This window comes from Daejeonella sp., from assembly GCF_037719425.1.
Taxonomy (GTDB): domain Bacteria; phylum Bacteroidota; class Bacteroidia; order Sphingobacteriales; family Sphingobacteriaceae; genus Daejeonella.
On sequence record NZ_JBBJNI010000013.1, the window covers coordinates 1 to 21,653 of the forward strand.

Annotated in this window: 13 protein-coding genes; 8 read left to right on the top strand and 5 right to left on the bottom strand. The window is 43.2% G+C overall.

Going from position 1 to position 21,653, the window contains the following annotated elements; genetic code table 11:
• The 7 genes from WKF69_RS03110 to WKF69_RS03140 form a co-directional block, all read left to right on the top strand.
• Positions 1 to 748: hypothetical protein (locus tag WKF69_RS03110; RefSeq protein WP_340379448.1), on the top strand; the 748-nt coding region annotated here is incomplete at its 5' end.
• 326 nt (positions 749 to 1,074) lie between these two features.
• The gene (locus WKF69_RS03115) at positions 1,075 to 2,046 is read left to right on the top strand and encodes an amidohydrolase family protein (protein ID WP_340379449.1); all 972 of its coding nucleotides are present in this window, start codon (positions 1,075 to 1,077) and stop codon (positions 2,044 to 2,046) included.
• A 255-nt stretch (positions 2,047 to 2,301) separates the two neighbouring features.
• A complete protein-coding gene (locus WKF69_RS03120; protein WP_340379450.1) occupies positions 2,302 to 3,696 on the top strand; it encodes a hypothetical protein in 1,395 nt (464 codons plus the stop codon).
• A gap of 96 nt (positions 3,697 to 3,792) precedes the next feature.
• A complete protein-coding gene (locus WKF69_RS03125; protein WP_340379451.1) occupies positions 3,793 to 7,020 on the top strand; it encodes a TonB-dependent receptor in 3,228 nt (1,075 codons plus the stop codon).
• Between the two features lie 9 nt (positions 7,021 to 7,029).
• On the top strand, positions 7,030 to 8,712 hold the full coding sequence (locus WKF69_RS03130) for a RagB/SusD family nutrient uptake outer membrane protein (RefSeq protein ID WP_340379452.1): 1,683 nt from the start codon (positions 7,030 to 7,032) through the stop codon (positions 8,710 to 8,712).
• Between the two features lie 38 nt (positions 8,713 to 8,750).
• The gene (locus WKF69_RS03135) at positions 8,751 to 10,922 is read left to right on the top strand and encodes a beta-galactosidase trimerization domain-containing protein (RefSeq protein ID WP_340379453.1); all 2,172 of its coding nucleotides are present in this window, start codon (positions 8,751 to 8,753) and stop codon (positions 10,920 to 10,922) included.
• A 182-nt stretch (positions 10,923 to 11,104) separates the two neighbouring features.
• On the top strand, positions 11,105 to 13,825 hold the full coding sequence (locus WKF69_RS03140) for a family 78 glycoside hydrolase catalytic domain (protein ID WP_340379454.1): 2,721 nt from the start codon (positions 11,105 to 11,107) through the stop codon (positions 13,823 to 13,825).
• Positions 13,826 to 13,954: 129 nt separating this feature from the next.
• Here the strand turns inward: WKF69_RS03140 and WKF69_RS03145 are convergent, their stop codons facing one another.
• The 3 genes from WKF69_RS03145 to WKF69_RS03155 all read right to left on the bottom strand — a co-directional run bounded on the left by WKF69_RS03145 (position 13,955) and on the right by WKF69_RS03155 (position 17,274).
• The gene (locus WKF69_RS03145) at positions 13,955 to 14,860 is read right to left on the bottom strand and encodes a hypothetical protein (protein WP_340379455.1); all 906 of its coding nucleotides are present in this window, start codon (positions 14,858 to 14,860) and stop codon (positions 13,955 to 13,957) included.
• Positions 14,861 to 16,042, bottom strand: a complete 1,182-nt coding sequence (locus WKF69_RS03150; protein ID WP_340379456.1) for an acetyl-CoA C-acyltransferase — start codon at positions 16,040 to 16,042, stop codon at positions 14,861 to 14,863. It lies immediately after the preceding gene.
• A 218-nt stretch (positions 16,043 to 16,260) separates the two neighbouring features.
• A complete protein-coding gene (locus WKF69_RS03155) occupies positions 16,261 to 17,274 on the bottom strand; it encodes a metallophosphoesterase (RefSeq protein ID WP_340379457.1) in 1,014 nt (337 codons plus the stop codon).
• A gap of 97 nt (positions 17,275 to 17,371) precedes the next feature.
• On the opposite strand from WKF69_RS03155, the gene WKF69_RS03160 reads away from it, so the two are divergent.
• Positions 17,372 to 18,232 carry a metallophosphoesterase gene (locus tag WKF69_RS03160; protein WP_340379458.1) on the top strand — a complete coding sequence of 287 codons (861 nt, stop codon included), beginning with the start codon at positions 17,372 to 17,374 and terminating at the stop codon, positions 18,230 to 18,232.
• Here WKF69_RS03160 and WKF69_RS03165 read toward each other — a convergent pair.
• On the bottom strand, positions 18,224 to 18,703 hold the full coding sequence (locus WKF69_RS03165; protein WP_340379459.1) for a DinB family protein: 480 nt from the start codon (positions 18,701 to 18,703) through the stop codon (positions 18,224 to 18,226). The genes WKF69_RS03160 and WKF69_RS03165 overlap by 9 nt on opposite strands.
• Before the next feature lie 269 nt (positions 18,704 to 18,972).
• A complete protein-coding gene (locus WKF69_RS03170; RefSeq protein ID WP_340379460.1) occupies positions 18,973 to 21,468 on the bottom strand; it encodes a family 10 glycosylhydrolase in 2,496 nt (831 codons plus the stop codon).
• Positions 21,469 to 21,653 lie beyond the last annotated feature (185 nt).

Genomic DNA, 21,653 nt, shown 5'->3' on the forward strand with positions numbered 1-21,653 from the left:
TTTTGATCAGGTGAAAAGTAACTCAAATGAAGGTCACATTTATAGTTGGCTTTTTCATGCGCCTCAAAACGCCGGCAATAAAAGCGCAATAAGTTATCAAAACCAACGGATGATTATTGAAAAGCCGAACGCGCGTCTCTCTCTTGACGTAGTTTCGCCTGAGATCCATTCAGCCAAAATACGCGAAAGGAATGTTCAAAATGAAAGTTTTATCAGTCTTGCAAGCAAGCCAAATCAATCAGTAGCTAATTTTTTGGCGGTTATACTTCCAGAAGCTAAACCTGTTTCAGGCACGTACGGGCCCCAGCCAGCAGTTACGCGTGTAGAAGCTCCGGGCTGGATCGGTGCCAGGGTTGAGCATCATGGCGTAACAGATATGGGCTTTTTCCAAACAGGGGAAGTTCCCGCGGGTACAGTCGGCGGATTTATTACAAATGCAAAAAGGTTCACCGCTTCGCTTAATAAGGGGGGGGATCTTGTCAAAGTTTATTTTGAAGGGAGCAAGTTCGCCGGAAGTGGTCTAACCATACAAAGTGACCTATTTTTAACATGTGCGATGGAAAAGCATTCTGGGGGAGTTACGCTTGAAGTGCAATCCGACAAACCGGGTGTTCTGACTATTTCTTCTTTGATGGCTCCCGCAAGGATATCACTAAACGGCGTTAGCGTAAAGCTAAAATATAATACAGATTCAAAGGTGACTACCCTGCTTGTTCCAAAAGGAAAAAATGAATTTTTCATTGAATAGTTAGTGATGATTATAACTGTTACATTTCTGCACGAATAAAGAAATTTTATGATTCGAGCGCCGCTAGAAAGGATTCTCATCTATTTTTTTTGCTAATGGCGTCGTTCATCCACGTTGCCAGCTGTACGAAAAAAAGTGCTGCTCAATCCGAAGCTGTCGAAAAAATCACCAGCTTTTACACAGAGGTATTTTACTCGTCTTATGCGTTTGGCGACCTTGTTTTAAAGAAATAACTGATGCTGCTATGACGCTTTTATAGGATTGATACGGCTGAATTAGCCAGGAGATATACTCACTAAAATGTGCATTTACTAAATTAAAAAAACGTGAAAAACATCAAAAACCGCAAACAATTTCTTCAAGCTTTAGCCGGAATTTCCCTGAGCACAACGTTAGGAAGTTTCTTGCCAAAGGATTCATTCGCTTCAGTGAGTAATCCTGGTCTGGTTAGAAACAGCCCACCTCCATCATTTATTATAGATTCCCACATTCATTATGGCACCACGGCAACCTGGGTTGAGGATGTGGTGAAAAACTATAGGCCGCGGAACGCAATGGCTTGTGCCATTGCATATGTGAAAGATATGGGTGTGTTAAAAGAGGCAATTCAAAGTTATCCGGATGTGTTTATTGGTTATGGGCGTGTTTTGCCAGACAACCCTGCTGCAGTTCGAGAGATTGAAACCTTCAAGAAGAATGGTTTCAAGGGTATTAAGTTTCACTTTCCTCAACAGAATTGGGATGATCCGGTTTATTTCCAGTTGTATCGGCTTTGTGAGGAATATAAAATGCATATGCTTTTTCATACAGGTATTTCGGCTCATACGATATCAGATGAACCGCAATGGACTTCAGCGTCGAGAATGAGGCCTATGTACCTCGATACCCTTGCCCGACTATTTCCAAGGGCAACTATTCAGGGAGCGCATTTTGGAAATCCGTGGTATGATGAAGCAGCTGAAGCTGCTCGATGGAATCCAAATTTGTTTTTTGATGTTACGGGATCAACCTTATACAAATTTATCAAGTTAAATGAACTCAGTCGTATGAACCGTATTCTCTGGTGGTCCAGTGAAGAATCAGCAGCTAATCCGCACACTTTGAAGGGTGGGCCAGAAGCTTGGGAACATATTGTTTTTGGGACTGATGAGGTTCCGAATAATTTACAAAGTAACATCGACAGATTCGAAAAGATGTTTGATGAAAATAATGTTTCTACAGCCCTGAGGGAAAAAATTTATGGGCATACTATGGCCAAGATCCTTGGCATCGACGTAAAAACAAAGAAAAGCAAATAATTAATTCTTTTTACAGCCTTAACATTTCCTATAAACCTTTCGCAAACACAAATGACCGTACATGACAGTACAGGACGGTTAAATGATCCCTGTTCTTTAGTTTTAACCTTGGGGTTATCCGGTTCGGGAATAAGGATTGACATCCCAAAGCATTTTCAGGTCATAATGCCGGGTGTTTGAGAGTACAAAGGTCTGGTAAATTTTGTCACTGCAAATAAATAAATAAATAGGATATTTTATAACAATTAGATCAAAATGAACGCAAAAGTTAATTTTTTTAGACTACAGTTATCTGTAATATTAATAATTGGAATGCTTACTGTGCCGGCTTTTGCCCAAGTCTCCAACAACTTTAAGCCGGTTGATGATGATGGTATATTATCGATAAAGCAAAACCCTTTTGATGTAAACAACTTTGTTATTGGCCGCGACTTTCATGAAAATAAATTTAAGGACCAGGAAAAGGGACTAAAGGGAATGGCGGCAAGCTATTTCAATGTTTCTGATGCTTCTGATGCGAAAAAGCAAAACATAGCCCTTTGCGAGAAACTCGGCCTGGGCGTTGTTATTTCTGCGGAAGGCAAACACCTTACCGGGGGTGATTGGATGAAAATGTCAGATCAGGAGATTGATGACTATGTGAAAGCAATGGTTAAAAGTGGTGGGAATAGTAAAGCCATTATCGGTTATCATATCTGTGACGAACCGTCTTCGCTGGCTTTCCCCAAACTAGCGGTTGCGGTAGCTGCCGTTAGAAAATATGCCCCCGGCAAAATGGCAACTATTAACCTATACCCTAATTATGCCACTCTTTGGACGTTGGATCAGGTAAAATCTCAGCTTGGAACAAAAACGTATAAGGAGTATTTGGAGCAAGTTGTTAAGGTAGTCAATCCGCATATGATCTCTTATGATAACTATATGGTCCAGTTCTCTATGGATCAGCAAGTAAAAAGCCGTGCGGCGGCGCACTATACCAATATTATGGATGTGAGAGAGATTTCTTTAAAACATAATATCCCATGGTGGAATGTTGTTTCGAGTAATCAGATCCGTCACTATACAACTATCCCCACTATGGCGAATTTGCTATTGCAGGCATATACATCACTGGCCGCCGGCGCCGGAGGTGTTAGATGGTTTACATATCACGGACTATCATATGATTACAATCCTATAGACAAGGATGAGAATAAAACTTTAACCTGGCGCTACTTGCAGGAGGTAAACAGGCAACTATCTGTGTTAGGTCCGATTGTTAAAAAACTTAAATCAACAGGTGTTTATTTTACTGATGCATCGATAGACCCCACTCTCCCTCTCTTGCCCGGTCAGCATGTCCAGAGCATAGATTCAAAACAACCCCTGATGGTGGGTGAATTTGTAAGCGAGAAGGGTAATAAATATGTGATGATTGTCAACCTCGACCTGGAAAAGTCAGCCCGCTTTATTGTGAATACGAAAATTCCCGATGAGAGACTATTTGTAGTTTCCGCAGGGGAAGATGTACCCTATTTTTCAGAAATAGCAAAGAAAAAATTAAACGGCACAATGAGAGGAAATACTAAAGAACAAATCGAAATGTCGGAACAAAATGCATATTGGTTACCAGCAGGGCAGGGTGTACTTATAAAATGCTCAGGAAAATAAAAGCCCTTAGGATTCTAAAAGATCCGAGTCAGAGAGAACTGTATAATCAGAACTCAAAAATCGAGCAGAGTTTATATCTATTTTAATCAATAAATCATGAAATTAAGATTACTCACATTGTTTTTATGTCTATTCATCCTGACTGTACAGACTTTGGCTCAACAAAAAACTATCAACGGGAGAGTAACAGACGAAAATTCTCAACCATTGCCAGGCGTTAGTGTAAAAATCAAAGGAACTAATTCGGGTACAAGTACCGGCATTGACGGAAGTTATTCAATAACGGTTAACCAGGGACAAACTTTAGTATTCAGTTTTCTTGGAACTACCCCTCAGGAACATACCGTTGGTAATGGCTCTTCATTAAATGTTTCTATGATCGAAAATCAGAAATCATTACAGGAAGTTGTAATTGTGGGATATGGAACACAAAAAAAGGCGGATCTGACCGGGGCTGTTTCAACTATCGATGTTCAAAAAACTTTGGGTACAAGACCAATCACTGACCTGGCTCGGGGCCTTCAGGGAGCTGCTCCGGGTTTAACAATAACCACTCAAAGCGGTGCCATTGGAAAAAATCCACATATCCGTTTGAGGGGAATGGTGGGATCGCTGAATGGAGGAGGTGCTGAACCCCTCGTTTTACTCGACAATGTCGAGGTCCAAAACCTGCAGATGGTTAATCCGGATGATATTGAAACTATCTCAGTATTGAAAGATGCAGCTTCAGCTTCTATTTATGGAACGAGAGCCGCCTGGGGAGTGATTTTGATTACCTCAAAATCCGGCAAAAAAAATATGCCAAGCAAAATTTCATACTCAAATAACTTTTCGTCTAATGCTCCCACCAGTGTGCCGGAAATTGCCTCAGCTGCAGGTGGTGCAGAAATGGCGTTGGCAGCGCTAAGGCGCAGGGTTCCCGGTGCTCAGAATTATTCTATCCTTGGAGCTTCTTTTGATGATGAGAGTGTCAAGAAAATGCGGGAATGGGAGCAATTGTATGGTGGTCAGGATTTGGGTGATGAAATGGTGCTGGGTCGCGATTTTGAGATGAGGGGAGGCCTTTTGTTCTTTTACAGACCCTGGGATGTTGGCGAAAAATATCTAAAGGAATATACACCGCAACAAAAGCACAATATTTCTGTAAGCGCCGGAGGCGATAAAACATCTTATAATTTAGGTCTCAGCTATTTGGGCCAGGAGGGTGTATTGAAAGTAAACCCAGACAAATTTGTCAGATATAACATTTCGTTGGGTTTGAACTCTAAAATCAACAGTTGGTTTGACGCCCGGGCGAAAATGATAGTGGCAAATACGAATACGACCCAACCATATTTCAGACTAAATCCTCCGATTTCACCGTGGTACAATGTATACCGGTATCCCCAAACCTATCCTTATGGAACCTATCAAGGCAAGCCTTTCCGGAATATCATCACTGAGGTCGAGCAGGCACAAATGGATGGGACGAAATCGAATCTTTCCAGAATTCAAGTTGGTGGCACTGTTAAAGTTATTCCGGGATTAACGATAGATGGAGACTATACCTATTCTTCGACGAATAGCCATTTTCGTTCGGTAGGTGGTCCTACATCAGGGATTGACTTCTGGACTAACAGCCTGACATATAAAGATAACTTTCAGCCTGCCGTTACGGATAGATTGATTTATACTTCTAACTGGAATGAGATTAATACTGGAAAGCTTTTTGGAACGTATACAAAAAATATCAAAAACCATTCTGTAAAATTGATTGCCGGCGGCGATATTGAGTATTTTGAAGCAACCGGGCATGGTTCAACGAGACAAGGTTTATTGGTACCTTCTCAAGGCGAAATATCTCTTGCTACCGGTGATCAACTGGTGAGCGGTTCCCGTAGTCACTGGTCTACTCTGGGATCTTTTGGACGCATTAATTACTCTTTTAAGGATAAATACTTGTTGGAGATGAATGGACGCTTCGACGGATCATCCCGCTTCCCTAAACAGCAGCAATGGGGATTTTTCCCCTCAATGTCTGCGGGATACATAGTCACTAATGAGCCTTTCATGGATTTTGCTAAGCCCGTGTTATCCTTTCTTAAGATCAGAGGATCATATGGCTCCATTGGTAATCAGGACGTTGGCGCTTACCGCTTTTTATCTATCATCAGTGCAATAAATTCAAATTGGTGGGTAAATGGCAATAATCAACGGACCGTCACCACTCCTGGTGCCTTGTCACCTTCATTAACTTGGGAGACTATAAGTACTTTAGATCTCGGTCTTGATGCGAGAGTCTTAAATGATCAGATAGGAATAAGTTTCGATTGGTATCGGAGAACCACAAGCGATATGATCACCGGAGGTATCACATTGCCAAATACCTTTGGAGCGGCGTCCCCTGTAAGAAATTACGGAGAAATGCAAACTGTCGGCTGGGAGCTGGCCTTAAATTGGGATAAAGCCTTTGACAACGGAATAAAGCTAAACATGTCTGGTTCCCTTTCAGATTTTAGAGAAAAACTCACAAAATTTGCCAATGCTACAATGAACATTAATGCAAATTACCAGGGTAAATTTTTCGGAGAGATATGGGGTTACGAAACTGACCGCTTTTTTACCGAGAGTGATTTCAACGGCCAGGATGCGAACGGGAACTGGATCCCTAAAGCCGAAACGCCGAATCAAAGTAAAGTTACCGGAAATGTTGCCTGGTTTCGTCCAAGCCCGGGCGATATAAAATATAAAGATTTGAATGGAGATGGTAAAGTGGACTTTGGAGCGAACACGGTTGGTGACCATGGAGATCTGAGAGTCATAGGAAATTCTACCCCCCGTTATCAATATGGTCTCCGATTAGGTGCAGATTATAAAGGTTTTGATTTTAGCACGTTCGTGCAGGGGGTAGGTAAACGCCAGGATTGGCCAAGTGGCCCTAATTTTATTCCAGGATTCCAGTGGAATGAAGCATGGTATTCGAATCAGGAAGATTACTGGACTCCACAGAATCGGGACGCCTTTTATCCCCGTCCAACTGATCAGGTCGGTAATAATAGCGCCTTAAACTTTAATGTACAAACCAAGTATCTGTTAGATATGGCCTATGCAAGAATGAAAAATATCACTCTGGGTTATACCATTCCTCAGAAATGGAGCGAAAAAATAAAAATGAATTCAGCACGCCTATATTTAAGTGGGGAAAATCTTTTCGAATTAAACAATCTTACGATACCTATAGATCCCGAAATCGACTATACCGACGAACAACCCGATGCAAGGTCTTTCAACAGAGTATATCCCTATCAGAGAACATATTCCTTTGGATTACAGGTCACCTTATAAAATATTATCATGAAGAAGAACATATCCTATTTATTCATCTTAACTGCACTCATTACAGGTTGTAAAAAGGACTTTCTTACCCAACTTCCCCTGGATCAGCTTACAAACGAAACCTTCTGGACCAGTGAAAACAATGTAAGGACATTTGCGTCTGCTTTTTACGCCCCTAATTTTGCCGGGTATGGATCATCTTACACCGGGGGAGATTATTTTTCCAGACAGACTCTAAACGATGATTTTGGACCCTCTGCGCCTGACCCATTTCCTATCAACGTTCCTACTTCCGGCGGAGGATGGGACTTTAGCTCGATCAGGAAAGCGAATATATTCATAGAAAAGGTAAAAACGGTGCCTATGCCTGCTGAAGCTATTAATCACTGGACAGGAGTCGGCCGTTTTTTCAGAGGACTCGAGTATGCAAAACTGGTCAATAGGTTCGGTGATGTCCCCTATTATTTCAAGCCACTGACTGAGACTTCTCCGGAACTTTATAAAACGAGGGATCCGCGTACTTTGGTCATGGACAGCGTTCTCGCAGACTTCAAGTTTGCAGCAGAAAAAATCAGGGTTGTCGATGCTTCTACCGGCCCGAAAGGCTTGATCGTTAACAGGGATGTAGCACTCGCCTTTATGTCACGGTTGTTTCTTTTTGAAGGAACCTGGCAGAAATATCATGGTGCCAACGTTGCAAAAGCAACTGAATATTTAACAGCGGCAAAATGGGCGGCTAATGAGCTGATTACCCAGGGCAGATACAATTTAGGAAGTGATTACCGCGCGCTATTTAGTTCACCTGAATTATCCGGCAACCCTGAAATGATTATGTATAGAGTGTATGAAACTGCGAAGCTGACGCATACCATCATGACCTACAATAATAAAGCATCTCAAACCGGGCCGACTAAAAATGTTATTGAAACTTATTTATGTTCAGATGGCCTGCCAATATCAGTCTCTCCTCTGTATAAAGGAGATAAAACGATACTAAATGTCGTCTCAAACAGGGATAAACGGCTGACAGCAACTTTCGCAAGCGAAATACGACTTCCTGGTATCTTTGCTAATAGCGGAACGACGGGTTATGTAGCACATAAATTTTTAAACGACGCACTAAAGGATGCAACAGAAGGATCGTTAGACCTTAATACGACCGATGCACCTGTGATACGTTATGGAGAAGTACTGCTTAACTATGCCGAAGCCTCCGCGGAATTGGGACAGTTAACTCAGGCAGATTTAAACATTTCAATGAATAAGCTGAGGGCGAGAACAGGTATCCTGATGCCTCCACTTCAGATTATTGGCGGTTTACCTGGAGTGAATGGCGCGGCTTATGACGATCCTAAAAGAGATCCTACCGTTTCCCCGATGCTATGGGAGATTAGACGCGAACGGCGGGTAGAACTTATTTACGAAGGATTCCGTTTAAACGATCTGCGAAGGTGGGCGAAATTGGCTTATACTGATACTAAAAGCAATGCTGACATTAACCGTGGCGCATGGATTAAAGCATCGGACTACCCGAAATCGAGTGCTGTAGTCGAAGGAGGTGTAGAGGGTTATATAATCCCGTCTCCTAACAGTCAGAGAATTTTCGTCGATCCAAAAGTATACCTGAGCCCGTTACCGCTTGATCAAATTCAGCTCTATAAGGATCAGGGTGTGGAATTAAAACAAAATGCTGGATGGTGATAATAGTCCACAGCTGTCACGAAAAGCAGTAAGTTGAGATGACGATCATTAAACACCTTTGCAGATATAGTCCGGCAATTTTCTTGTTTGTGAGTTTGAAGAGCTTTGCGCAAGTATCAGATTCATTGCCAGAAACCACACCGTTCGTAAAACCAGGTTCATTTCCGATTTCAGTACAATTCACACCCGTCCCTTCAGGAAAAGGCTGGAAGGATGAAAAGCCGCCGCTGACTGATCAGGTTATTGAAGAAACCATTCACAATATAATTCTTCACGGCTTTACTAACTTATCATTCGGTGCTTTTGGTTCGGGAGGGGCAACGCCGAAGGCATTAACTTACGGGCAGAAATTAGGAATGAAGATTGACCTAACGTCAAACGGAGTCCAGCTGTTTAAAAGGAATATCCCGCCTCGATATAGTGTTTATTCACCCGAATATATTGATTCAGTCAAACAAATGATCGAGCCAGTGTTAGGCAATATTAAGAAAATTAAGTCTCCACATTCCATATTCCCTTTTATGGATGAGCCATTTCATGCCGACACTACTTCCTTTGATTACAGTCTTCAGGCAAAAAATGAGTTTCAAAATCAATATGGTTATTCGATGCCCCTGAGCTACCTAGCAGCAAAGAGAGATCCAGCGAAATATTTAGATTTTATAAATTTCCAGTCTCTGACTTTCCCAGCTGCCTGGAAGCAAATTTATAAGGAGGTCAAGGCCTTTGATCCGCGTCCCAAAATCGTTATGACCCATGACAGCCACAATACCATGGGAGGCGGGGTAAAATCAGATGCAAAGTATGCGATAGACGATGTATTCCACTGGGGAGCGGATTTTGCGGATGTTTTTGTATACGATATTTATCCTTATACAATGTTTGACTACCGCTACGGCGAACTCGGGAAGTTTCCGAAACCTCGTATAAGCCAAATGCACTACACCATGGCTCAGATGCGTAATTTGACCAGCACCTATGGAAAAGAGCTCGGATTTTGGCTAGGTACGTTCAATGAAAGCTGGTTTCGGCGTTATATTAACCCTGAAATGCGGAAACAATACTGGGGTGAGCGCGAACTCGCATATACTGCAATTGCAAACGGGTCAAATTTTATCATAACCGGTCTCAACATTCCTCAGGATGCACAGCACTGGGATGACTTGGGCAAGGGACTGCGTGCTATTCAGAAAGTAGGTTCTGAAATTCTTGCAGCCCCTAAAGTCAAATCGCGTGCCTGTTTCCTGTTTCCGAGAAGCCAGTATGTACAGTTAAACGAGGAGTACTTTAATGTGGGACTCACTTTTGAACTTTGCATGAGAGCTTTTGGGGAAATGGATATCATCCACGAAGAGCAAATTGTTGATGCAAAGATGAATGGCTATGATATTTTAGTATTGGCTGACGTCAAAATGCTACCGGCCAAGGTTGCTAAGTATATTGAAAAATTTGTACATAATGGTGGGATTGTAATTACAGACTGTGTCCCTCAAATGGATGAGTATATGAAACCATTACAGATTATGGCGAGGCTGTTGGGGGTTAGCAGCGCTTCCACAGACAGGGTAGTGCAAAACGGCCAATGGAACCCGTTCTCAATGCTGCCACCGCAGTGGGCTCACGGTTTAAAGCCTCCTCCCCCGGAACCGGTGAAAAAATTCGACAAAGCTGCGGGGACAGCATTTGGTTTGAATTACGACTTTAATGTCGTGACTCCTCGGGATTGCAAGGTGTCCGATGGTACCGTTGCTTTTAGCATGGCATCGGGTCAGCCAGCCCTTATTCAGAATCAGGCAGGCAAGGGTAAAACATACCTGTTAGGATTTTGTCTGCAGGACACCTATTTTCAAACCTGGAAAACTGACGACGTTAAGTCCCGCTCTCAGCTTTATGATATGATGCATAAGGTATTTGACGACACGAAAGTGTCATCTCATTCATACTCCTCCAATCCTGACATGGAGGTAACGGTTAGAGCAAATGATAAGGAAGCATTTGTGTTTGTCATAAACCACGAATCTGCAAGGGCTATTACGGATGTTACTCTGGGGCATTTGGGTTTTGATGTTGGCGAAATTATGGATGTGGACTGGGGGCGTACAGTTGACTTTACACAGGAAGGGAATAAAACTAAATTTACTGTACTTGCCGTGGAAGGGACCGGAACGGGTGTTACGAGGCTACTAAGAATTACTCCTAAGAAGAAATAGGGGGCAACAGGCAAAAAAATACGCCTATATACTCATTATTGCAGCTGTTGCATGACAGGACGAGGTGTTTGCTCTTGCGCCCAGCGCTTTTATTTCCAGATAGTTCTGATCATTTATAGACGAAGTACCTTTAGAATGGTGTGTTTACGGACCTCAAAACAATAACAAGAATTAAATATACTATGAAAAAAAAGATGCTGTTTCTGGTTTTACTTCACTTAGCTTGTCTGTCAGTTGTTGCACAGGTCTATGTAAAAAAGCTTTCAGTTGAGAACCTAACAAATCCAATTGCTATTGATGTACTACAGCCCAGATTTTCATGGAATATACAAAGCAAGGAGCGGAATCTTCATCAATTGGCTTATCAGGTTTTAGTTGCATCATCGCCCGAAAAACTGAAGGCCGAAACGGCAGATATATGGGATTCAGGCCAAGTTTTATCCGCAGCTTCGGTCCTGGTTCCTTATACAGGAAGGGAGTTATCTTCAAGACAAAGATATTTTTGGAAGGTCCGGATATGGGACCAAAGGAATAAGGCCTCAATATCTGATGAAACTGCTTACTTCGAGATGAGTTTATTAACGAAGAATGATTGGAAGGGTAAGTGGATCGGATCTCCAAAGGTATATGATTGGGCAAAGTTCGTGGCGCAACGAAAATTGTTGATCAAAAAAGGAGAGGATGATATCTTTAAAGCGGCACCGCAATTCCGGAAGTCTTTTCATATTCAAAAGAAGGTGGTAAAAGCCCGGTTCTATGTTTCAGGGATTGGTTACCACGTCCCCCGTTTAAATGGTCAAAAAATTGGGGACCATGTGCTTGACCCTGCTTTTACCCGCTACGATAAAAGTGTTTTGTATACAACTTACGACGTGACCGAAAAGCTATCAAAAGGTGAAAATGTTCTCGGGATCATTTTAGGCAACGGCTGGTACAATATGATCACAAAGACAGTTTGGGGGTTCGATCAAGCTCCATGGAAGAATGATCCTGTTTTGTTGGCACAGCTTGAGATACAATACCAGGATGGAACTGTTGAGATCATCTTTTCGGACGAATCCTGGAAGGTAGCTGCAAGTCCGATTATTTTCAACAGCATTATGCAGGGCGAAACTTATGATGCTAGCCTGGAGCTAACAGGATGGGATAAAGCGGGGTTCGACGATAAAGCCTGGTATGAGGCCGTAACAATGCGCGGACCGGAAGGTGTGTTGAAGGCTCAGATGATACAGCCTATAAAAATCACTGAAATGGTTGTTCCAGAGAAAATTACAGAGCCACAACCGGGTGTGTATCTGTTTGATTTAGGGAAAAATATCGCGGGGTTCGCCCGGTTGAAGATAGAAGCTCCGGCCGGAACTGAAATAACCCTTAAATATGGGGAGAGATTACTGGAAAACGGACTTGTAGACCACGCGGATATTGCGCAGCATGTGGCAGGTTCGTATGTTCACACAGACAAATATATTTCTAAAGGCAAGGGAATTGAGAACTGGCATCCGTCTTTTACCTATCATGGTTTCCAGTACGTAGAAGTTACCGGCTTGCCTGCCAAACCGGATAAGGAAACCATAACGGGCATGATTATACATACGGCATTGGAATCTGCCGGAAGTTTTAAGAGTTCAAATGACCTTTTGAACGCTATTCAGCGAAATGCATTGTCATCCTATAAAAGCAATTTCATGGGTTATCCGACGGATTGCCCTCAGCGGGAAAAAAATGGGTGGACGGGCGATGCCCATCTTGCGGCTGAAATGGGGCTTTATAATTTCAAAGCACAGAACGCCTATACTAAATGGCTGGAGGATATTGCTGATGAGCAGCGGTTATCCGGGGAATTAGCAGCTATAGTGCCGAGCTCAGGATGGGGTTATTTCTGGGGTAATGGTCCCGCCTGGGACAATGCAATGGTGCTTATCCCGTGGTATATGTATCAGTATGGCGGGGATCAGCGAATTCTCGAAAAAATGTACCCTAACATTAAACGATATGTTGATTATTTAAGCTCAAGAGCCGCAAATCATATCGTCCGTTTTGGATTAGGAGATTGGGCACCTGCGAAAACAAAAACACCACCAGAAATAACCTCGACCGCATATTATTATGTAGATGCGGTTCTACTTTCCAAAATGGCCTCGCTTCTTGGTAACGTGCAGGATGAAAAGAAATATGCTCACTTAGCAATCCAAATAAAGGAGGCCTTTAATAAGAATTATTATCATGGCAAGGGTATATATGATCAGGGCAGCCAGACGGCGCTCGCCTGTGCTATTTACCAGGGCTTGACTGATAATTCTTTACGTGAGACCGTTTCATCGTTAGTCGCGGCTGTAAAAGAGAAGGATGATCATCTGGACTGCGGTATGTTGGGTACTAAATATTTGCTGCATGCCTTATCTGATAATGGGCGATCTGATGTTGCCTATCAAATTGTGAACCAGCGTACCTTCCCTGGCTGGGGCAACTGGATAGAACAGGGAGCAACGACACTCTGGGAGCAATGGAATGGTACAGAATCACGTAATCATATTATGTTCGGAGATGTAAGCGCCTGGTTTTATAAGAATTTAGCGGGAATTGCACCGGATATTGCCCAGCCTGGATTCAAACGTATTTCATTCCACCCTTATTTTCCAGCTGATCTACAGTGGGTACAGGCTAGTCACGAAAGCATGTACGGAGAGATTCTAGCCGGCTGGAAAAGAAAGGAAAATGCGGTCCACTACAGCATAACTATCCCCGGAAACACCTCCGGCGAGATCATTATGCCGAAAGGTAAGACGCTGCTCCTTGACGGCATCTTATTATCTAAATCCAAATATGCAAGTAATGTACTGGAGTTGAGCGATGGGGTAAAATTCATTTTAGGCTCAGGTGACTATACGATTACCGTGAAATAAATAAAAAAGAAGTGAATAAAGCGTAAATTATATACAGAAGGATCCGTTCACCATACGTTATTCCCACTCTCCACTCCATTTGTTTCATCTTACCTCGTAAAAAACTTACTATTACCCGGCCGTCAACCGTCAATTGTCAACCGATTTAAATTTCTTGGGATCATTAAAATTCTCATCCTGATCTGTAGGCTGATTCTTTACTTCGATATCTTCAACGAGTCGCCATCGTCCATTTGCAAGGCGATAACCATCGTAGGAGAAATCAGGTCCATAAAGCTCAAAGCGCCCTTTTAGTTTATCATCTGGCGGGGCAAGGTGGTCAAATATTATGGTTGTAGTTTTTGGATCATAATTTAAGACCATTGATGCCTTGCGGTCGTATTCGAATATAACCCGCTTTCTTGTAGCGTTTTCCTTATCGCCATCAAAAACAGGCATCCCGAAATAGGCCTTATTATCTTTGAAATAAATGACGTCAATCACTTTCTTAGTCGACTTAACACTATTGCCTTTCCATCCCAACAGCATATAATAAGGTGTTTTTACATTGTTCAGCACCGAAATTATGCGGTAGTATTGAGCCCCATACCATTTTGCACTCGTTGTAACGCTGTCGGCAGGCTTTTTGAATCCGGAAGTGAAATCTACAAGCGGAAACATCTGGAGCTTCCCGCCAGGGTTATTCATCTGCACTGTCCCATAGTATCTGTAGCTGCCATCCGCGTTCATTACATGCCAGCTAAAAATCCTGAAACGCTTATCCGAAGAGGCTTGTACTGAAATTGACTTTAAAGAGTCAAAAGGAAAGTTGAACGAATAAGGAGTTTTTAAAGCGCTTACTAACGTTCTGATTAACTTATAGCTGGCATTATACCGCTGAGGTTCAAGACTGTCGTTAATCATTTTAAAGCTCAGGTCCTGGAGGGTGTCCTGATAAGCCTTTAACTTCTGGTTACCGGCACTAGCCGAATGCTGTGCCTGGACGTTAAATCCAAGCACTAACATGAAGCCTAAAATTATTACTGATCTTATCATTTACTTAAAAAGATTTTCAATCACCATTGCACTGGCACCGCCGCCGCCGTTGCAAATCCCTGCTACGCCAATCTTCCCGCCATTTTGCTGAAGCACATTTATCAGAGTAACTATTATTCTTGCTCCGGAAGCTCCCAGTGGGTGCCCCATGGAAACCGCTCCCCCGTTAACGTTTACTTTAGAAGGGTCAAGCTCTAAAATGCGATTGTTAGCCAATGACACAACAGAAAAGGCTTCATTGATCTCGTAATGATCAACTTCACCGGCAGCAATGCCTGCACGTTCAAGGGCTGCTGGTATAGCTTTAGACGGGGAGGTGGTGAACCATTCCGGCGCCTGCTGAGCATCAGCATAAGATATTATTCTTGCAAGAGGCTTAAGGCCAAGTTCATCTGCTTTCTTCTTGCTCATCAGTACAAGGGCAGCAGCACCGTCGTTCAAAGTCGAGGCATTAGCGGCCGTAACAGTACCGTCTTTTTTAAATACCGGCTTTAATGAAGGGATCTTCTCAAATTTAACGGCCTGTACTTCCTCATCGGTATCTACAGAAGTAACCTCACCTTTCTTGTCTTGTATCTCTACAGGAACGATCTCGTTCTTAAACTTACCATCAGTCTGTGCTTTCTGTGATCGTTTGTAAGATTCCATTGCGTAAGCATCCTGATCTTCACGGCTGATATTACAGTCGGTTGCGCATAGCTCAGCTGCAGAGCCCATGTGATAATCGTTATATACATCCCACAGCCCATCTTTTACCAACCCGTCGATGATCTTTCCATCACCAAGGCGGTACCCATTCCTGGCTTTATCAAGGTAGTACGGGACATTGCTCATGCTTTCCATACCACCGGCAACTATAATATCTTTTTCGCCCAGGGCGATACTCTGCGCAGCAAACATAAGGGCCTTGGTTCCCGAAGCGCAAACTTTATTGACGGAAGTTGCTGGAATATCCGTTAAGCCGGCATACTTTGCAGCCTGCGTTGCAGGGGCTTGTCCCACATTTGCAGACAGCACATTGCCCATGATAACTTCCTGAATCTGGCCCGGATCAATTCCGGCCCGTTCTACGGCGCCTTTGATGGCAATCGCTCCTAATTGGCTTGCTGATAAAGATGATAGGCTACCGCCAAAACTTCCAATCGGGGTGCGAACTGCAGATATTATATATACTTCGTTCATTCTTAAAATTTATGGAGCAAATTTAGATTCTTTGATTGCTTATTAACGAACTGAATGTCGTTTTGTTACGTGCTTCGTCGTACCTCCTCGCACCGACACGGCTGATATCAGCCTATGTATCCAAATCCACCCCCAAACCCCCGCCAGCGGGTGACACTGGGCGCCTATTCATCTTAAAATCCTATGCATCCTAATCCTGCTAAGCTTCTACCCACATCCTAATTATCCTTCCTCGAAATTCCATTAAATCCAACTATCGAATCCGGGAGGTTCGACATGCTAACAACCTCTTTGCCTGGAGTATAAGTGCTATAGGTGAACTTCTTCGCATTCTTAACCGGTATTTCAATGATTGTATAAGATTTTTGTGGCTCTGCCGCACGGCCGATAAGCTTACGCGGACCATCGCCAATAGCTCCCATATTCAGAAAGCGTATGCCGGCTTTTTCTGCAGGATAATAGGCATGCTGATGCCCGCTGATGTATAGGTCTAAACCGTAGGTTTTGAAGAACGCCAGGGCCGCGGCCGGATCTGAGTTTACTTCACCCGGTTTATTCTTACTTTCAACAATGGCATATAAAGGGAGATGACCAATCAGAATCCGTAAGCGAGCCTTTCTCGCTATTTTGCTCTCCATCTGGGCCTTCATCCACAGATAAACTTCTGGTTTGATTTCGGCACCAGCAGCATCCCAGCTCATCATGAATACATTATTCTTAATATAGCTATAGTAGTAAGGGTAATTGGTGGAATCAACAAAGGTGAGATTAATAGCATTAACATTTTCTTTCCAGAACGCTTTTGAAATAGCTCTGTCTTTTGTAAAAGAGGGTGAGGCATCATGGTTCCCAACCGTAAACCCAAAAGGTATACCTAACTTGCTGATAGGATTTAATACAGTAGCCTTAAATCCAGCCCACATATCCTTTATATTTTGTTCCGTTAATGATGCTTTTTGCCCGGCAATCATATCGCCGGAACATAGAATTATGTCCGGGTCTATGTCGGAAAGCTGGCTTATAACCAGGCTTACTTCTTCAGGATAGGAGATGGAACCGTAGCTCGCATTGAGATCGCTTATCACGCAAATTTTCAGTGGTTTATTCTTTAGCTCCTTTTTAATTTTGCGAGCTAAGGGAATCGGTCCCTGCAAAGAGCTATCCGCGACAAACGCCGTGAGAATCATGGCCGCCAGAAGTGTTATAAGTATATGAGCAGACCTCAGCTTCATCGTAAATTTTTATTCAAAACTAAATAAATATGTTTACCCCGATTCATCTTACAAGATAATTATTTCCTTAAATTCACAGCTAAAATGACAAATATCCATGCTTAGATCAAGATACAAAACATTCGTTTTTGCCGCATTTATGCTGTTTTTTGCCAGTTGCGCCTCAATAAGATATACAGAGAAATTCACATTTTTCCAGATGGCTGATACTCAGTTTGGTTTCTTCAATGAGAACAAGGAGTTCAGCAGGGAGACCAGGAACTTTGAGAAGGCTATTGCCGAAACAAACCGTCTTAAGCCTGCATTTGTTATCGTATGTGGCGACCTGGTTAATAAGCCCGGCGATATAGCACAGATTAATGAATATAAAAGGATCGCAGCGACGCTTGATCCGGCGATAAAGATATACAACGTATCCGGTAACCACGACGTTGAAAATATCCCGACGGCCTCTGCCATAAGAACTTACCAGGAACACTTCGGCCCCGATCATTACACTTTTAGAAATGGTAATATCTTCGGAATAGTGCTTAATTCATCGCTTATCAAAGACCCCTCGAAAGCGCCAAACGAGGCTGCCGCACAGGAAGCCTGGGTTAGAACCGCTTTAGAAGACGGAAAGAATTCAGGAAGCCGGAATATCGTTATTTTCATGCATCACCCGTTCTTCCTCAATTCTGCGGATGAGCCAAATGAATACTTCAATATCGATATCGACAGGAGAAAGATGTATCTGGCGCTGTTTGACAAATATAAAGTCAGAAAGATATTTGCCGGCCATTATCACCGCAATGCAGGTGGCAGGACGGGGAATATCGAAATGATCACAACAGGGCCGGTAGGCAGGCCGCTTGGCTCCGACAGCTCCGGATTTAGGATTGTTGATGTAAATGGTACAGCCATTACTCACAAATATTATAGGCTTGATTCGCTACCAGCGACGCTGAAGTTAAGATAAAGTCGAACCTGATCTCAACACCCTCTTCTGTGCCATCATATACCCGAAATGCAGCCCATCATGAAACGGCAGAAGGTTTAGCCCGTCGTTAGAACTTTCCATATCAACTCCGTATCGCGTAGCCCATGCTGGATAATTAGCGAACATATCCGTTTCAAGATCTAGTTCCAAATGATCCAGGCTGGAAAAAAGAAGCTGTTTGATCCGTTCAATTTCATCAGCCGAGACTGGTGCCCCAGGTTTTGATCCGGGCTTGTAAGCATCAAAATATTCCTGGTCAATGTTTTTTAAAGGGTGGCCGGATTTAACATAGAAGATGTTATCCTGGGCAGCTATAAGATGGGCTACGTTCCAGATAATGTTATTATTAAATCCCGTTGGGACTTTATTTAACTCATCGGTACTCATATCACTGATGAGATTTAGGATTGCTGTCCTGGTTTTTCGTACTACGTCTAGTTGTTTGTGCATGTGATTAAGATATGGAGGTTAAATTAGCATTTTTAAAGGAAGATTGTATCTGAACGGGATGCTTAGTTCAATTGGGCGTTGCCGTAGGTATCTCGGCCAATCTTAAAAAGATTGCCTGTCATTCCCGCGAAAGCCTGCCTACCGCAGGCAGGCGGGAACCTCATATTGCGATCCGCATTCCGACATCATACCTAAATACCTCCAGCTTCCAACCCACAAAAAAAGCCTCCTTGTATTTAAACAGGAGGCCTCATTCAACACGTGGGTCATTAATCCTTTACCAGTCTGAAGTTATAAACCTTTCCAGGTGTGGTAAGCCGGGCGTTGAAAAACTGACCCTGGAAACTGCTGGCATCTATCGGGAACGTATATTCCTGACCCTCATTAGCATTGCCGCTATAAACACGCTTCAGCCTGTTCCCAGCAAGGTCATAAATATCAAGCGTCACATTGTTTTGTTTCTTATCCAATTTAAAAGTTAGGGTAAACTGAGTGGTGAAGGGATTTGGATACCCTTTGATAACCGATACCTCGTTATTGTCGGCAGGTTCTTCCTCACTTGCATATTGTACATCAGTTCCTTCGGCGCATTTTCCTAGCGATGAACCATTTGCCAAATGTGCTGGGACTGCATTTGCAGAAACACAAAGCTGTACACACTTTTGCTTTGGACCGTTACCCGGGGTTTTATAAACCAAAATCTTATCACCGCAGCGTACATCGATCACTTCAACCGTTACCGATTTAACTGAAATACAACCTGATTCACTTTTAGCTTCCACAGCAAATGTGTAGCTGCCTGCTGCTGTAGGAGCGAAGGTTACATTGGCACCCGTGGTGCTGCTTAATCCCGCAGCAGGGCTCCAGTAGTATGTAGTGCCGCTGGTCGCTGTACTGTCTGACGCAGTTAGTTGTACCGTTTGAGCACCATAGCCAAGAGCAATGGTATTCGTGGGCAATCCAGTGTCGGGGGTGTTATCGCGGCTGACTGCAATAGCCGGATTTGGAATGCGACCATTGATCGTAACTACCGCTGTTGCAGAATCTATATTTCCTGCCTTATCTGTAACTACTAAAGTTACGGTATTCGGCCCGATGTTGGTGCAGTCGAAAGTTGTTTTACTAAGCTGCATGGAAGCAATTCCCCAGTTATCCGAAGATCCGTTATCGATCTCTGATGCAGTTATTGAAACCGTGCCGTTAACCAGGTTGCGCGATATGTTCTGAACAACTACAACAGGTTTAACCGTTTCGTTGCTGGCAACATTCGATCCTGTGCTTTCGTTGTAAAGTCTGTCCAGCGAGGTTACCGTATAATAATAAGTACCGCCTGCAACAGAATTATCGGTAAAGGTGTCTTCGTCCTGATTTGTTATCCCGATAAGGTTGTTGACATTTTCCTTATCTATAACAGGACTGTTTGAACGGTATACGGCAAACCTTTTTGCTTTATCAAATTCACTGGATGCAGCAGCAGGCCTGTTCCACGAAAGAACGACTGAGCCCGAACTTTTGGTTAAACCAAGTGAATCCGGCGCTGCAGGTGCAACATTGTCTTTCCAGGGCATTGCGGGAAGAAGTGCAGGCTTATTATAGAAACGCTGCATTAATGAATCCCGGTAGTTTAGCTTGTTACCTACCAGAAAGGCATGCCGAAAATGAGTCTGACCAAAGACGTTTGGATTACTTCTGTTTAATCGAACCTGGTTTGGTATTTCAGAGCGGCTGGTCCAGCCAGTGAAATTATTGACCTTATAATCTGCTATACCGATGTAAATGTGCCTTCCAAATGCGTTATTATTCCACCAGGGCACAAGTACCTTATAATCCGATCCGCCTTGACCTATAAACCAGTAAACCTGCGGAGTGAGATAATCTACCCATCCCGATTGTATCCATTTTTTAGTATCGGCAAACAAGGAGCTGTAATGCTGAGAAGCTCCTGAAAATGTAAGAGAACCCACATTAGGGTCTGTGCTGCTTCTGTAAATACCTGAAGGAGACACGCCAAACTTCACCCAGGGTTTTAGAACATTTATGCTGTCAGAAACGCGTTTGATAAGCAGATTTACATTGTCGCGGCGCCAGTCTGCACGACCGGGAGTAGTTGCAGGAAAATCGCGTGGATCCGCGTTATAAGCTGCGTCATCACCAGCAGTGCCGCTTGGGTAGAAGTAATCGTCGAAATGGATTCCGTCTACATCGTATCTTTCTACGATGTCAACTATAACATTGGTTACATGTTCTCTTACCGCAGGCAATCCGGGATTCAGGATCTGAACTGTTCCCACAGTTAACATCCATTCCGGATGCGATTTTGAGACATGTGTGGATGCATAATGCGCCGAGGTATTGGCGTTGGCAATGTTGGCGACTGCCCTGTAGGGGTTTATCCATGCATGGAATTCCATTCCGCGCTTTTTAGTTTCCTGGATGGCAAATTGTAATGGGTCCCATTGGGGTGAAGGGGCAGTGCCCTGCTTGTTAGTGAGGTAATATGACCATGGCTCTAAAGCGCTGGGATACATTGCATCGGATTGACTCCTAACCTGAAAGTAGGCGGCGTTCATTCCGGTAGCTTTATTGTGATCAAGGATTCCTATAAGGGCAGTTCGCTGCTGGTCGGGAGTTTTCGTTCGATCAGGCCAGTCAAGGCTGGTGTGAGTGGTTATCCACACACCTCTAAGCTCTCGTTTAGGAGCATTTTGCGCGAAGAGGTTAAGCGCAGTTAGAAGCACAAGAATAGTGGGTAGCAGTTTTTTCATAAAAAAGTATTTAGATTTTGGAATTTATTTGCATAATAGTGTTAATTGCAGGTTCATGAGTAAATATATTAATAACCCGCAGATATTTGCAAATGTTTTTCGCTTTCATGGTGATAAGTTGCGTAAAGTTGCAAGATATGCCGTTTACGTAACATGAAGCGGATAGTTAGTTTTCTGAATTTCAA

Excerpts from the sequence above, each read along its gene's own strand:
- WKF69_RS03165 (WP_340379459.1), bottom strand. The coding sequence starts at position 18,703 with ATGCACAAACAACTAGACGTAGTACGAAAAACCAGGACAGCAATCCTA.
- WKF69_RS03170 (WP_340379460.1), bottom strand. The coding sequence starts at position 21,468 with ATGAAAAAACTGCTACCCACTATTCTTGTGCTTCTAACTGCGCTTAAC.
- WKF69_RS03160 (WP_340379458.1), top strand. The coding sequence starts at position 17,372 with ATGCTTAGATCAAGATACAAAACATTCGTTTTTGCCGCATTTATGCTG.
- WKF69_RS03150 (WP_340379456.1), bottom strand. The coding sequence starts at position 16,042 with ATGAACGAAGTATATATAATATCTGCAGTTCGCACCCCGATTGGAAGT.
- WKF69_RS03130 (WP_340379452.1), top strand. The coding sequence starts at position 7,030 with ATGAAGAAGAACATATCCTATTTATTCATCTTAACTGCACTCATTACA.
- WKF69_RS03120 (WP_340379450.1), top strand. The coding sequence starts at position 2,302 with ATGAACGCAAAAGTTAATTTTTTTAGACTACAGTTATCTGTAATATTA.
- WKF69_RS03145 (WP_340379455.1), bottom strand. The coding sequence starts at position 14,860 with ATGATAAGATCAGTAATAATTTTAGGCTTCATGTTAGTGCTTGGATTT.
- WKF69_RS03135 (WP_340379453.1), top strand. The coding sequence starts at position 8,751 with ATGACGATCATTAAACACCTTTGCAGATATAGTCCGGCAATTTTCTTG.
- WKF69_RS03125 (WP_340379451.1), top strand. The coding sequence starts at position 3,793 with ATGAAATTAAGATTACTCACATTGTTTTTATGTCTATTCATCCTGACT.
- WKF69_RS03140 (WP_340379454.1), top strand. The coding sequence starts at position 11,105 with ATGAAAAAAAAGATGCTGTTTCTGGTTTTACTTCACTTAGCTTGTCTG.
- WKF69_RS03155 (WP_340379457.1), bottom strand. The coding sequence starts at position 17,274 with ATGAAGCTGAGGTCTGCTCATATACTTATAACACTTCTGGCGGCCATG.